This window comes from Candidatus Sericytochromatia bacterium, from assembly GCA_035285325.1.
Lineage (GTDB): Bacteria > Cyanobacteriota > Sericytochromatia > S15B-MN24 > JAQBPE01 > JAYKJB01.
The window spans coordinates 1-14,083 of sequence record JAYKJB010000020.1; the positions used below are offsets into that span (position 1 = coordinate 1).

The following is a 14,083-nucleotide window of genomic DNA, read 5'->3' on the forward strand; positions in this document are numbered from 1 at the left end:
AGGTGGCGCCGTCGAGCCCGATCAAGGTGGCGCCGTCCATTCCGATGAGGCCGGCCTTGTTGGCGGCGGCCGCGCCGGCGGCGGGGTTGCGCAGGGTCGGCTTGGCGGGGGCTGGTCGTCCGGCCAGATTGCCGCCCTGACAGGCCGCGAGGCAGAGCGAGAGGGCCAATGACCAGCTGATCCGGGTGCGCATGCAATTCCTCAGGCCATCCGGCGGCGGCCGGCGGGTCGGTGTTCTGGTCTCATACCCCAAAGCATCCGCTTGTCGGGTTGATGTGTCGCGCCGTTTTCCCCGCCCCGGCGAGGCCCGCCAGGCAGCCAGGCTTGAGTTGTAGACATTTGTCTGCTTTACTGGTTTCTGGTTTCACGGGGTCGCTCACGGGCGGTCGTGCCGGCCGAACCCCGCAGACAGCTTATTCCAGGAGCGTTCGATGGCGTTTCCGCTCTGGTGCAAGAGCAACTTTTCTTTTCTGGAGGGCGCCAGCCACCCCGAGGAGCTGGTGGAAGCGGCGGCGCGCCAGGGCTGGTCGGGCCTCGCGCTCACGGATCGCGACGGCCTGTATGGCGTGGTCAAGGCCCATCGGCGTGCGCAGGCGCTCGGTCTGCGCCTCTGCCTGGGCAGCACGATCACCCTGGAGGATGCCAGTCCGCTGGTCTTGCTGGTGCAGAACCGGCGCGGATACGCCAACCTCTGTCGCCTGATCAGCGCGGGGCGGCTGGCCGCGCCCAAGGGGGCCAGCCAGGTCCGCTGGGACCAGCTGGCCGCGCATGCCGAGGGCCTGATCGCGCTGTGGGGCGGGGCGGGGTCGCGCCTGCTGGCCGCGGAGCCGCCGGAGGCCGAGGCCGCCGGGCTGTGCGAGGCCTTCGGCGATCGCCTCTACGCCATGTACACGCGCCACCTGCTGCCGGACGACCGGGCCCAGGAGCAGCGCCTCCGCCAGCGGGCCGCGCGCTGGGGCTTGCCCGTGGTGGCCACCTGCGAGGTGCGCTACCACGAGGCCTCTCGTCAGCCCCTGCAAGACGTTCTGACCTGTATCCGCACGGGGCTGCCGCTGCACCGGGCGGGCGGGCGCCTGGCCCCCAACGCGGAGTATGCCTTGCTGTCGCCCGACGCGCTGGCGCAGCGCTTCTCGGATGACCCGGCCGGCCTGGCCCGCAGCCTGGAGGTGGCCGCACGCTGCGACTTCAGCCTGGCCGAGCTGCGTTATCGCTATCCCAGCGAGCAGCTGCCGGACGGCCTGAGCTCGTTCATGCACCTGTGCCAGCTGGCCCGGGCCGGGGCGCGCTGGCGCTACGGCGGCGAACCGCCCGCCGAGGTGGAGGCCCAGCTGGCGCGCGAACTCGCGCTGATCGAACAGCTCGACTACGCCGGTTACTTCCTCACGATGCACGAACTCGTGCGTTTCTGCGCCCAGCGGGGGATCCTCTGCCAGGGGCGAGGTTCGGCCGCCAATTCGGTGGTCTGCTATTGCCTGGGCATCACGGCGGTCGATCCGATTCGCATGGGCTTGCTGTTCGAGCGCTTCATCTCGGCCGAACGGGCCGAACCGCCCGACATCGACCTCGACATCGAACATGAGCGCCGCGAGGAGGTGATCCAGCACGTCTACGAACGTTACGGGCGCACGCATGCGGCCATGGTGGCCGTGGTGATTGCCTACCGCCCGCGCTCGGCCATTCGCGACGTCGGCAAGGCGCTGGGCTTGCCTGAAACCGAGCTGGGGCGCGTCTGCAAGCTGCTGGGATACCGGGGCCCGATCGAGCAGGCGGTGTTGCAGCAGGCCGGTTTGCCCGCCCAGCACGCGGTCTATCGCCACCTGCTCACGCTGAGCAACGCCCTGCTCGGCTTCCCGCGCCACCTCTCGATCCATCCCGGCGGCTTCTTGCTGGGGCATGAGCCCGTCAACGAGCTGGTGCCGGTCGAGAATGCCACGATGGAAGCCCGCACGGTGATTCAGTGGGACAAGGACGACATCGAGGCCCTGGGGCTGTTCAAGGTCGACCTGCTCGGGCTGGGGGCCTTGAGCCATCTGCGCCGCTGCTTCGAGCTGCTCGCCCGCCACGAGGGCCTTTATTACACGATGGCGACGATTCCGCCCGAGGACCCGGCCACCTATGCCATGCTCGGCCGGGCCGACACGGTCGGCGTGTTCCAGGTCGAGAGCCGGGCCCAGATGAGCATGCTGCCGCGCCTGAGGCCTTGCACCTATTACGACCTCGTGATCGAGATCAGCCTGGTGCGTCCGGGCCCGATCACCGGCGGCATGGTGCATCCCTACCTGCGTCGGCGGCGCGGCGAGGAACCCGTGGTCTATCCCCACGAGGCCCTGCGGCCGGTGCTCGCCAAAACCCTGGGCGTGCCGCTGTTTCAGGAGCAGGTCATGAAGCTGGCCATGGTGGCGGCCGACTACACGCCGGGCGAGGCCGACCAGCTGCGACGCGACATGGCCGCCTGGCGCAAGCATGGCAGCATGGCCCATCACTACGGCCGCCTGATCGGGCGTATGGTGGAAAAGGGCATCGAGCGCCCCTTTGCCGAACAGGTCTTCAAGCAGATCGAGGGCTTCGGCGAATATGGCTTTCCCGAAGCGCATGCGGCCAGCTTCGCCCTGATCACCTACATGGGCGCCTACCTGCGCTGCCACCACCTGCCGATCTTCGTCTGCGCCCTGCTGAACTCGCAGCCCATGGGCTTCTACAGCCCCGCCACGATCCTGGAGGATGCCCGGCGGCACGGCCTGACCCTCCTGCCGATCGACGTGCGGGCCAGCCAGTGGGACTGCACGCTGGAGGCGCTGCCGGCGTCTGCTTCGCCCGCGGCCGACCCGCTCGCACGCTGGGCCCTGCGCCTGGGCTTGCGGCTCGTGAAGGGCCTGTCGGCCGCGGCGGCCCAGCGCATCGTGGCCCTCATGCAGCCGGCGGGGGCCCTCCGCGAGCGGCCCGCTTCCCTGGAGGCTTTCATCTGGGAAAGCGCCCTCGACCAGGGGGCGCTGGCGGCCCTGGCCGAAGCCGGCGCCTTCGATGGTTTCGGGCTCACGCGCCGCCAGGCCCTCTGGGTCGTGCGCGGCGCGGCGCGGCGCGAGCCGCTGCCGCTGGGCTTCCAGGAGGCGTCGATTCCGGCCTTTCGTCAGCTCAGCCTGTTCGAGACGGTCCAGTGGGACACCCGCCGCACCGGCGCCAGTGCCCGGGCGCATCCGCTGGCGGTGTTGCGTCCCGAACTGCTGGCTCAGGGCCTGCCCGATGCGCGTGCGCTCAGCCGTCAGCCCAGCGGGGCGCGGGTGCGCTATGTCGGGCTGGTGATCTGCCGCCAGCGGCCCGGCACCGCCTCGGGCGTCGTCTTTCTGACGCTGGAGGATGAAACCGGCTTCGTCAATCTGGTGGTCTGGCCGGCCGTGTTCGAGCGCTTCAAGCGGCTGGTCAAGACCGTCCAATGCCTGGGCGTGAGTGGCACGCTGCAGGTGCAGCACGGGCTGGTCCATCTGGTGGCCGCGCGCTTCTGGGAACCCGTGCTGGCCGCTCGGCTGCCCCGAACGGCCAGCCGCGACTTTCATTGAGCGCCGCCTGGCTTGACATGGCAGACATTTGTCTGCAAAATGGAAAGCCAGCGGAGGTTGTCACGCATGCCCGGTCCCACCGGCCAGACCCGCCAGGCCATCTACCAGTTCATTCAGGCCCGCCTGCGCGAGGGGGCGCCCCCTCCCAGCATGCGAGAGATTCAGGCCGCCTTTGGCTTCAAGGCGGTTCAGTCGGTCAAGGTCCACCTCGATCGCCTGGTGGTCGACGGCTTGCTCACCCATGATCCCGGCAAGGCGCGCTCTTACAGGCTGGCCCAGGCCGATGCAAGCGACCACGTGCCCGTCCCGATCTGGGGCCGGGTCCGGGCCGGCCCGCTGTCCGAGGCGATCGCCGATCCGGACGGCACGGTCTGGGTCGAAACCGCCTGGGCGCAGCGCCTGGGTCGCGACAGCCTGTTCGCCCTGCACGTCCGGGGCGACAGCATGGTCGGGGCGGGCATCCTGGAGGGCGATCTGGTGATCGCCCGGCGCCAGCCGACGGCGCAGCTCGGCGAGATTGTCGTGGCCCTGCTGGAGACGGAGGCCACGGTCAAGCGCCTGGCCCAGCATCGGGGTCAACCCGCCCTGCTGGCCGAAAACCCTGCTTACGCCCCGATTCTGCCCGATGAACGCAGCGGCTTCCGCATCCTGGGCAAGGTGGTCGAGATCCGCCGCAGCCTGACTTAGCCCCTGAGCCTGCCCCATGACGTCAACCGCTCGCCTCTCCGCGCTGCCCTCGCTCGGGCCGGCCCGCCGGCTCGGCCTGTCGGTCGTGCGCCCGGAACCGGCCGCTCGCCTCGGCCTGGAGGAACTGCAAGGGCGCTTGTGCGAACTGCGCCTGCAGCGCGATTCCCTGGCTTACACGCGGGCGATCGCCTGGGTCCGGGAAGCCCAGGCGGCCGGTGAACCGGCGGCCTGGGTGACGCCCCCCACGCACGGCTTCTATCCCCCCGACGTCCAGGCCCATGGCGTCGACCTGGCGGCCTTGCCCGTCGTTCGGCTGGCCCCTCCCGTCGCGCGTCTGCGCGCCGTCGACATGCTGTTGCGCAGCGGGGCCTTTGGCCTGATCGTGCTTGATTGGGAGCAGCAACCACCGCCCCCCGAGCGCATCCTGGTGCGGCTGGTGGGCCTGGCCAAGCATCACCGCACCGCCCTGGTGGGGCTGACCGCGCATCCGCAGGGCCTGGGCGGCCAGGTCTCCTTGCGGCTCCACCCCGAGCGGGCCCAGGAGGCTTCCGGTCGCTATCTCTGCCGCCTCGGCGTCAGCAAGGACAAGCGCGGGGGCCCCGCGGAGCGCGGCCCGGAGGTGTTCAGTGGACCGGACGGCCTGTATTGACGTGCCGCTGCTGGCCTTGCAGCTGCTGCTGCGGGCCGAGCCGGGCTGGCGCCAGCGGCCGGTGGCCGTGCTCGAACACGATCGCCCCCATGCGCGGGTGCTGGCCCTGAACCGGGTGGCCCGTCAGCAGGGCATCTGCCCTGGCGAGCGTTATCAGCAGGTGCTGGCCAGGGTGCCGACGCTGGAGGCGGCCCCGGTCTCGCCGCTGGCGATCGCCGAGGCCCAGCGCGAGCTGCTGGCTTGCCTGCTGAATTTCAGCCCCACCGTCGAGCCTCGGCGGGAGCAGCCGGGGTGTTTCTGGGTCGATGCGGCCGGCTTCGAGCAGCTCTACCCCTCGCCCCAGGCCTGGGGCGAATGCCTGCGGGCGGCCCTGCAGGCGCTCGGTTTCGAGGCCGCCGTGGTGATCGGGCACGGACGCTTCGCGCCCTGGGCGCTGGCCAGGGCGCAGCGGGGGCGCGGCGTGACGGTGTACGACCCGGCCGGACAGGCGGCGGCGGTGGCGGCCGTGCCGCTGAGTTGCCTGGAATTGCCGCCGGACGAGCGCCACTTCCTGCTCACGCTGGGCGTCGACCACGTGGCGGCCTTGCAGGCCTTGCCCGCCGAGGGCCTGATCGGCCGGCTCGGGCCCGAGGCGCTGGCCCTTTGTCGCCTGGCCCGGGAAGACCCCGCGCTGCCGCTGCAACCCGCCAGCCTGCAGGTGCCGCTGCAGGCGACCAGTTCGTTGCCCCACGGGGTGCTGGAGCTGGGCGCGCTGGTGTTTGCCGCCAAGCCGCTGGTAGACACCTTGCTGGCACGCCTGGCGGCTCAGGGGCAGGCGCTCGCCGGCCTGACGCTGCGGCTCGGCTGCGACACCTCGCAGGAGCGGCCCGGCTGGCGGCGCGAGGCGGAAGGGCTCTGGCGGGAGGAGGCCCTGCGCCCGGCCGAAGCGACGCTTTCCAGCTTGCGCCTGATGGAGCTGGTGCGCCTGCGGCTGGAGGGTCTGCCCCTGCCGGGGCCGGTCCACACCCTGGTGGCGATCGCCGAGGGCTGCCCGCTGACGGCCCACCAGCTGGACGCGCTGGCGATCACGCCGCGACGCGATCCCGCGGCCGGGGCGCGCGCCCTGGCGCGCTTGCGGGCGGCCTTTGGCGAAAACCAGGTGGTGGTGGCGCAGCCGGGCGATCGCCACCTGCCCGAGCGCCGCTGGCACTGGGAGCCGGTCGACCGGATTCAGGCGCCGAATCTGCCGGCCGGGCCGCCGGACACGCCTCCACCCCTGGTGCGCTCGGTCTATGCGCGCCCACGCCAGCTGGCCCCGCGCCCGGCCGAGGGCTGGTGGCCGCTGGGGGCGCAGGCCGGGGCGCTCTGCCGGGAGGTCGGTCCCTTCCGGCTGGCGGGCGGCTGGTGGCACAGCGCGGTCGAACGCGATTATTATTTCATTGAAACCGAGTCCGGTGACCTGCTCTGGGTCTACCGGGACAACCGGCGGGGTCACTGGCTGTTGCAGGGACGGGTGCAATGAGCGCAGCGGGCTCGGCCCGACTCGGTGGGCGCCAATCCCTGTCGAGAGGAGGCCGGCCGTGCCGTTCGCAGCCCTTCGTGCCTTCCTGGAACCCTTGCAAAACTGGCTGCAAGCGCGCCTGACCCCCGCGCCGCCGCCCCGGCCGCCGGCCCCGGCGTCGCGGGAGGAAGGACCGTCCGCCCTGCCTGACTGGCGCGCGGAACTGCTGGCGGAGAGTCGTTTCAACTGGGAGGAGGCCGTCGCCCCGGCGCGCGCGTTGGCGGAGGACGGCGGGGAGGCCGGGCCTGCGCCGACGCTGCCGGCCGCTCCCCTGCCCTGGGTGGCGCCTCAGGTGGACCAGCCGGCCGCTCGCTTCGCGCGCCTCGGCTATGCCCCTGGCGCCCGGCCCCCCAGCCTGATGGCGCTCAAGGACCTCTTCGAGGCCGTCTATGGTCCTTGCCTGGCCCCGCTGCCCACTCGAGTGCTGCACGACACGGCCCTGTTCGGCGGTCTCGACGGCTGGAACCCGGCCGCCGGCAACGACAACCTCGGCCGCCTGCACGTGGTCTTTCGCCAGCTGTCCGAGCTGCTCGGCGAGGCCTTCGCCTTCAAGCCGGCCCCGCTGGGGCGGGTCGACCACCACCGTCAGCTGGGCGGCTACTACGACCACCAGGCGCAGGCCATCTTCCTCGCCACCAGCTTGCTCCGCTCCCATCCTGCGGCCGTGGCCAACACCATCGCGCACGAGCAATTTCACCGCCTGCAGCACCTGCTGATCCAGCGCCTGATGTACGCGCCGCGCAAGCTGTCGTCGGCCGAACGCAGCCTGGCCATGTACTGGCATGCCGAGGGCACGGCCGAACCGGGCGCGGACTTCGCGGCCTATCGCTACAACGGACGCGAGTACCACGCCGACCAGACGGCCAAGGCGCTGGTGCGCCTGCTCATGCCGGTGTTCGACTGGCCGCCTCAGGTGCTGGCCTATTGAGGGTGGGGGAACCGCTCCACTCTCCTCGCTGAGCGCTTCAAACCGGGCCCGCGTGCCGGCTCGCGCTTGCCTGGGTAGAAGGCTCCCAGGAGGGCCCCGTGCGCCGTTTGACCGCTGTGACCAGAACCCTGTTGCTGGCGGCTGGCGCTGGCCTGATGTCCGGCTGTGCGGCGGCTCTGACCGCTTTCGACCAGGACTTTCAGTCCGCCACGGCCCCCATGGCCGCGCCGGGTGCGCCCTACACGCAGACCTACGACGAGACCGGCACCGAGGTCAAATATGTCTACTTCGGTCCCTTCGCGGGCTGGCTGTCGGGCGGCCGGGCGGTGCGCTACACGCGCTTCAATCGCTCGCTGTACGCCGGGGCGATGATTTACGGCACGGTTCCTTTCATTGGTCAGCGCTGGTCTCCCGCCTTCGGCTATGCCGGTCTGCAGGGCGGCTACGAGGGCCACTATGGCCCGCTCATCTACAACACGACCCTGCTGGCCGGTGTCACCAGCGCCATCTCGGAATGCACCGCCAACCCGCTGGGGCAGCAGTTCACGCTGGAACCGAGCGTTTCGCTCGGGTTGCGCATCCCCGGGATGATCGGCTGGAAGGCCTCGATCGTGGGCGGGGTGCTGGTGATGCCGCTGGTGCCGGAGCAATCCGGCTGGACCCTGGGCCTGCGCATCGACCAGAAGATCATGACCGCCTCGGTGCCCGCGGCCGACTGATGGCGGCGCTCAGCGCGACACGGCCTCACACAGGGCGGTCAGGCTGGTCGCCTCGACGGCTTGCCCGAGCGGCCAGCTGTCGCGCCCGGGGTGGACCACCAGGCGCCGCGCAGGTTGCAGGTCCGCGCAAGCCAGGTGGAAGCCTCGACTCAGGGTGGGCGCCGTGGCGCGCTTGATCTCGATCGCCCAGTGCGTGCCGTCCGGCCAGGCCAGCAACAGGTCGACTTCGGCGCCCGCCGCCGTGCGATAAAAGTGGCAGGTCACACCGGGTGGGCAGGCGGCTGCCACCTGCTCGATCACGAAACCCTCCCAGCTTGCCCCGGCCACGGGGTGACCCAACACGGCATTCTCATCGACCAGCCCCAGCAGGGCGTGGACCAGCCCACTGTCGCGCACGTACACCTTGGGTGCCCGGACCAGCCGCTTGCTGACATTGGCCTGCCAGGGAGACAGCCGGCGCACGAGCAGCAGGTCGACCAGCAGGTCGAGGTAGCGCCCCGCCGTCCGCACATCGATCGCCAGGCTGCGGGCGAGGTGGGCCACGTTCAGCAGACCGCCCTGCAGGTGCGCCAGCATGGTCCACAACCGTCTCAACGTTTCCGCTGGTAGGCGCGGCGCAAACATCGGCACGTCTCGCTCCAGGTAGGTCCGGATGAAATGTTCACGCCAGCGCAGGCTCGCCGCGTCGCGGGGAGCCTGCCAGCTCTCCGGGAAGCCCCCGCGCACCCAGAGGCGTTCCACGTGCTCGCTTCCGACTTCCTGAAGCAGCAGGGGCCCCAATTCCGTGACGGCGATCCGCCCGGCCAGCGTCTCACCACTTTGGGCCAGCAGGTCCAGACCGGCGGAACCCAGCAGCAAATAGAGTCCGTGACGTCGTCCTGCCCGTCGGCTGCGGTCGATCAGGCCACGCAGGACCGGGAAGAGTCCCGGGATGCGATGGACCTCATCCAGAATCACCAGGCGATCCACTTGCCGGGCCAGAAAGGCCTCCGGATCCGTGAGCTTCGCGCGATCCGTCGGCGACTGGAGATCGAGATAGAGACTGGGACGCTCCTCGGCGATGGCCAGGGCCAGCGTCGTCTTGCCTGTCTGCCGGGGCCCGAGCAGGGCCACAGCCGGCGACTCGGCCAGTTCTGCCCGCAAGTTGGCCGCGATCATTCGCTTGTACATCCTTGTAAAAATAGCATCTAGATGCATGATTTACAAGGATCAAGGCGCACCAGCTGACGCCGGTTAAATGCCGGAAATCCCTATTTTGGAATCATTCCGGGCGCTACGGGCCGGCCGGCGCCCCGGCGATCGCCTCGCCCAGCGAGCCGAAGCGTCGATGCGCGCTGACGCGCTGGCTGAGCTGGAAACTTCCGGCCAGCGGGCCGAGGCCCCCTTCGAACCGGATCTCCAGCCGCTGGCGCCCCCACCAGCCCGGTCCGGCCGGTCCCCGCACGATGCGCACGCTGCCCTGTCCGGCCTGTGCGGGCAACTGACTGGGCGCGTAGCTCACCAGGCGCACCCGCCCTTCCCGATTCAGGAGTAGCGTCCCGTCCCCGTGGCGCGCGTCGCGCAGCCGGCTGCGGAAGCCGACACAGCGCTCACCCGCCTCGCTGCCCGGGCAGCTGGCCTCCTGAAACTCATAATCGTCCATGTGGCGCAGGTCGAAGGGGGCCTGTAATTGCCGCTCGCGGCTGCGATAGCCCTCGTTGACCTGCTTTTCGAGCTTGGCGCGCTCGCCCTCGTCATTCCGGCCCTCTCGCCGGTAACTGAGCACGATCGCCCGCTGGGGGTCGCCGTCGCGGCTGATCACCCAGGTGCGCGTTTGCGCCGTGCGGTCCACCAGCGGCGCCTTGATGCGCGTGTCGGCCTCTTCCAGGTGCCCCACCCAGCCCGCCACGTCGCGCGCGAACAAGGTGCCGGCCTGGCGCATGGCGGCCGGCAGGGCGGCCGTCTGTGTCGCGCCCTGCGCCGGCAGCGGGGAGCCGCAGAGCCCCAGGGCCAGGCTGGCCAGCAAGCCGCGCGCCCCGATGAGGGCGCTGCGCCCGGCGTGTCGGCGGTTTGCAGGCAGCTTCACCCATCCGCTCATCCCGGTTTCTCCTTGCTTGCTCGGGGTCGGGGACTTCCGCCGGAACAGCCCTTCTGGCCGGATCAGGCCTTCCCGGCTAGGGGCGATCCGGGGCCTCACGGACCCAGGGGCTCCAGTTCCTGGATGCGAAAACGCGGCGGGGCCCCCTCGCCACCGGCCTGAAAGCGCACCCGCAGATACAGGGCCTCGGTCGGTCGGCTGAAGGTCAGCTCGTTCGGACCTTTGCGCCAGGCCTTCACGGGCCCCGCGGCCAGGAGGTAGTGCTCTCCGTCGCGCGAGGTTTCGATCCACACGCTCGTTCGGGGGCCCGGATCATCGGCGGTCAGGCGCACGCCGCGGACCCTGGCCAGACTGGTGAAGCGCACGGCCAGCCAGGCCTCCCGCTCACCCTCCCGCTTGTTCTGCCAGCCGGTGCTCGGATCGCCATCGACGGCATCCATCAGCATGCCGTCGGCCGAACTGGCCGAAACCGCCAGCACCTCCGGTCCCGCGGCCCAGGCAGGGGGCGCGCCCGGTCCGAACAGGCCGAGCAGGCTCGCCAGCCACCAGGCGGACGGCCAGCGATACCGGCTCTGGACTCCCTTGAGTTGGGGTAACGCGCGTCTCACCCGATCGCTCCATCCACGGTCATGTCTTCTGGACGCTGGCCAGGCTCGATTTGTTCCGTCGCCCCAACCCGCCTTTTCTGCCGCGAGTCGGGTCGGTTTCACGGGTCAGCGGGGGGGATCGCGGGGCTCACGCGGGGAAACCGGGGAGGCGTCCTGATGGCCCGCGCGATAGCGGTTCGGCGATTCCGCTCCGGCGCTCGCTTGGGCCGGGCTCTGGGGGCGCGGGGCAGCCGAGGAGGAGGCCGGGCGCACCGGGAGATGGGGGCGGGCGCCAGCCGGTTGGGCGCGCGGGCGCGCGGGCACCGAGACGCGTGGCCCGGGGCTCAGCTGGGGCGTGGGACGGGGGGCGCGAGGAATCACGATGGCCTGACCCAGCGGCAGCACGCGCGGATTGATGCTCGGATTGGCGGCGCGCAAGCGGGCGGTCTGGTTGGCGTCGCCATAGAAACGCAGGGCGATCCCACCCAAGGTGTCGCCGGCCTTGATGGTGTAGCGCGTGCTCCCCGGCTCGTTCGCGCCGGGTGCCCGGGGGGCGGGGCGTTCACTCGGTCGGGCCGGGGCGGGTGCGCCTGAGCGGGCCGGAGCCGGAGCGTTGACCCGTGCGGGGGAGCGCGAGGGCACGGGCTTCCAGGGCTGCTGCGACAGCGCATCCGCTGAAACGATGCGAGGTCGCGGGGTGGGCGTGGGCGTGGGCGCCGGCGTGGGCGGGCGCGTCGGGGTGGCCGTGGGGGCCGGCGTCAGCGGGGCGGAAGCCGCGAGTGGCGTGGGCGGCGTGGACGGATGGGGCAAGAGGTCCCACGGCCGGGGCAGCAGCAGGCCCACCAGCAAGCCGAAGGTGAAGGTTTTGGCCCAGCGTCCGGTGCGCTCGCGGCGTCGCCCGCGGCCGGCCTGCGCCTCGCCCCGGGCACGCCCCTGAGGTTTGCGAATCAGCTGGACCGAGGCTTGCTCGGAGGAACAGTACGGACAGATCCCGGCGTGGTCCACCGGACGTCCGCACGTGGCGCAAAGATACGGGTACTCGGGGGGCATGCGCGCCCTCCTGTCAACGTCGACCGCCCTCAGCATATACCGCTTTGAGCGGTCCGTCACGCCGGCCCGGTTTGGCCTGCCTGTCGGCCCTCCGAGCCACGCATTCACGAGCGGGGGATGGGGATCTCCCCAGGCGAGCGGCGGTGTGTCATCATGGAAGGACTCGCCCGTGCGCCCCCGCGCCAGGCGCAGCCTCAGCCTCAGCCCAACGCCAGCTCGCGTGAGGCGCCATTCCCTGGGCTCGGTGACTCGAACAGCGGGTCCATGAGCCGCTATTCTCTGGAGCTACGACCTGTGCGCACCTGGATTCTGAACCTCACCGTGGCCCTGACGACGTCTGCTTGCGCGCCGGCCTGGGCTTCAGCCCCCTTGCAGCGGGCCAGCCAGCGCCCATTGAGCCCGGCCGTCAGCGCCCAGTCGCTGCGTGACGTGTCGCCCGCGGAGGCGGCCCGCTTCCTGCAGGCGTATCCGCAAGCCGCGTTTCTCGACGTGCGGCAACCCGACGAGTACGCGGCCGGTCACGCCCGCGGGGCGCAGTTGCGTCCGTTGGGCGAGCTGGCGACTTGGGCAGGCAGCCTGCAGCAGCAGCAACCGGTGGTTCTGATCTGCCGCAGTGGCAGTCGCAGCGCCAAGGCGGCCCAGGCGCTCCAGGCGCGCGGATTTCAGCAAGTACTCAACATCCAGGGCGGGACGCTGGCCTGGGAAGCCGCCGGCCTCGCGATGGACCGCTGAGCATCACGAGTTCTTGGTGTTGAACCAGACGTCCTCGCTCACCTGCTGCTCTCCGTTGCGGGTGAAGGTCGAGCGCATCAGGTCTTCCCCGCGTGCGTTCTTCTCGAGCTTCATCTGGGTGCTGATTTCGGTCACGCCGAGTTCCGCCAGCGTCTTGAGTTCGCCGGCTTCCAGCTTGGCGTCCCCGTCATCGACCCAGGTCTTGAGGCCTTCGAGTTCCTTGCCCGCGAGCTTGCCGTCGCCATCGGCGTCGAGCTGGGCCATTTTTTCGTAGCCATTGGCAAACTTGCCGCCCTGATCGCCGAACAGGCGGGTGCCGTCGATGCGGCCGTCACCCTGGCTGGCCTTGGTGGCCCCGCCGTCGCGGTCGTCCACCAGCATGCCGTCGCCGTTGCCGCTCATCCATTCGGTCTGGTCGAGCTGGCCATCGCCGTCGACGTCGAACTGGACGGTCTTGCCGACCTGATTGTCGATGCGGTTCTGGGCCGTGGACACCCCGGTCGTGCCCAGCTTGCCATCTCCGGTCAGATCCAGCATGACGGGCGACTTCAGGAAGGTCTTCACGACGTTCACCGACTGGCCGTCGATGGTGATGCCGCCGCCTTCTCCCAGCGTTTCGAAGCGAGGTAGTCCGCCCTTGGTGTCAACCTTGCGTTGCAAGTGGTCCGACACGCCGAGTGACTGGTTGGCCATCACGTCTTCGGTCTTCAGGAAGCCGATCGGCTTGCCGTCGGTGCCGATCGCCAGCGACTGCCCCTTGGCAAGCGTGGTGTTGAGCAGTTCCTTCGGCAGGTCCTTGATGTTGAAAGGCAGCTTGATGCCACGCTTTTCCATCGTCTTCAGGAAGCTACGCACCGTCCGGGGGCGCTTCTTGTTGCCGATGATGATGGCATCCTTGGGCAGCGAGGACGGGCTGCCGCTGTCACCACTCGGCGCCGGCGAGGCGGGACCGCTGCCGCCGACCGGATGGTCAGGCGAGCCGGACGAAGGGGGCGAGGACGGGCTGTCCGACGGGGGCGAGACCGGCGCGGGCGGGTGGTCACAGACCGGCGGGGGGGGCGGGCACACCGGCGGCGGAGGGGGCGGGCAGTCCGTGGGAGCACCCGGGGACGTCACGCCGCTGCCCGGTGAATCCGAGGGCGGCGAGGCGCCATCCGAGGGCGGGGCGGGCGGTGGCGTCACGCCACTCACCGGCGTATCCGACGCCGGGGGCATCTCGGCCGGGGGTTCCGCCGGGGTGGTCAGGTGGTTTTCCGGCGCGTCGCTCGGCGACCCGGCGGGTGTCTCGTCACCGGGGGTGGTGGGAATCGCGATCTCGTCCAGATCGACCTCCGGCATGCCGGCGGCCACTTCTGGCGTCTGAATGGCACTCACGTCCTGAGGCAGCGCGGGCGTGGTGATTGCATTCAACGCCTCCGCAGGCAGCCCTTCCGGCGCGGTCGGCAGGTTGGCGGCAGCGGCGAGGCCGTTCGCTGCCAGGGCGGGCAGGCCAGCGGTTTGATTGATGTTCACCATGTCACACTCTCCTCAAGGGTCCCATCTCATTGACCCGCCGAGCTT

Annotated in this window: 13 protein-coding genes; 7 read left to right on the forward strand and 6 right to left on the reverse strand. The window is 70.5% G+C overall.

From position 1 onward, the window contains the following. On the reverse strand, positions 1 to 193 hold a 193-nt coding region (locus VKP62_03160), incomplete at its 3' end, for a hypothetical protein (protein ID MEB3196180.1). 238 nt (positions 194 to 431) lie between these two features. Between VKP62_03160 and VKP62_03165 the strand changes: the two genes are divergently transcribed. From VKP62_03165 to VKP62_03190, 6 genes are all read left to right on the forward strand, one after another. After that, positions 432 to 3,554 (forward strand): error-prone DNA polymerase, encoded by a 3,123-nt coding sequence (locus VKP62_03165; protein ID MEB3196181.1) that lies wholly within the window; start codon positions 432 to 434, stop codon positions 3,552 to 3,554. A gap of 66 nt (positions 3,555 to 3,620) precedes the next feature. Further along, positions 3,621 to 4,241, forward strand: a complete 621-nt coding sequence (gene lexA, locus VKP62_03170; GenBank protein ID MEB3196182.1) for a transcriptional repressor LexA — start codon at positions 3,621 to 3,623, stop codon at positions 4,239 to 4,241. Between the two features lie 16 nt (positions 4,242 to 4,257). Then, the gene (locus VKP62_03175) at positions 4,258 to 4,890 is read left to right on the forward strand and encodes a recombinase A (GenBank protein ID MEB3196183.1); all 633 of its coding nucleotides are present in this window, start codon (positions 4,258 to 4,260) and stop codon (positions 4,888 to 4,890) included. Beyond that, positions 4,868 to 6,391 carry a DNA polymerase Y family protein gene (locus tag VKP62_03180; protein MEB3196184.1) on the forward strand — a complete coding sequence of 508 codons (1,524 nt, stop codon included), beginning with the start codon at positions 4,868 to 4,870 and terminating at the stop codon, positions 6,389 to 6,391. Before VKP62_03175 ends, VKP62_03180 begins: the two co-directional genes overlap by 23 nt. 58 nt (positions 6,392 to 6,449) lie before the next feature. Continuing rightward, a complete protein-coding gene (locus tag VKP62_03185; GenBank protein MEB3196185.1) occupies positions 6,450 to 7,358 on the forward strand; it encodes a hypothetical protein in 909 nt (302 codons plus the stop codon). A 98-nt stretch (positions 7,359 to 7,456) separates the two neighbouring features. Next, positions 7,457 to 8,077, forward strand: coding sequence for a hypothetical protein (locus tag VKP62_03190; protein MEB3196186.1), 621 nt, complete (start codon positions 7,457 to 7,459; stop codon positions 8,075 to 8,077). A 9-nt stretch (positions 8,078 to 8,086) separates the two neighbouring features. On the opposite strand, the gene VKP62_03195 is transcribed toward VKP62_03190, so the two are convergent. The 4 genes from VKP62_03195 to VKP62_03210 all read right to left on the reverse strand — a co-directional run bounded on the left by VKP62_03195 (position 8,087) and on the right by VKP62_03210 (position 11,791). Then, positions 8,087 to 9,247: an ATP-binding protein gene (locus VKP62_03195; GenBank protein MEB3196187.1), complete on the reverse strand. Its 1,161-nt coding sequence runs from the start codon at positions 9,245 to 9,247 to the stop codon at positions 8,087 to 8,089. 103 nt (positions 9,248 to 9,350) lie between these two features. Next, positions 9,351 to 10,142, reverse strand: coding sequence for a hypothetical protein (locus VKP62_03200; protein MEB3196188.1), 792 nt, complete (start codon positions 10,140 to 10,142; stop codon positions 9,351 to 9,353). Positions 10,143 to 10,249: 107 nt separating this feature from the next. After that, a complete protein-coding gene (locus tag VKP62_03205; GenBank protein ID MEB3196189.1) occupies positions 10,250 to 10,762 on the reverse strand; it encodes a discoidin domain-containing protein in 513 nt (170 codons plus the stop codon). Between the two features lie 105 nt (positions 10,763 to 10,867). Next, complete coding sequence (locus tag VKP62_03210; protein MEB3196190.1) at positions 10,868 to 11,791, reverse strand: LysM peptidoglycan-binding domain-containing protein; 924 nt, start codon at positions 11,789 to 11,791, stop codon at positions 10,868 to 10,870. A gap of 294 nt (positions 11,792 to 12,085) precedes the next feature. Between VKP62_03210 and VKP62_03215 the strand changes: the two genes are divergently transcribed. Continuing rightward, positions 12,086 to 12,523 (forward strand): rhodanese-like domain-containing protein, encoded by a 438-nt coding sequence (locus VKP62_03215; protein MEB3196191.1) that lies wholly within the window; start codon positions 12,086 to 12,088, stop codon positions 12,521 to 12,523. 3 nt (positions 12,524 to 12,526) lie between these two features. Here the strand turns inward: VKP62_03215 and VKP62_03220 are convergent, their stop codons facing one another. Further along, positions 12,527 to 14,038, reverse strand: a complete 1,512-nt coding sequence (locus VKP62_03220; protein MEB3196192.1) for a hypothetical protein — start codon at positions 14,036 to 14,038, stop codon at positions 12,527 to 12,529. Between the last annotated feature and the right edge of the window lie 45 nt (positions 14,039 to 14,083).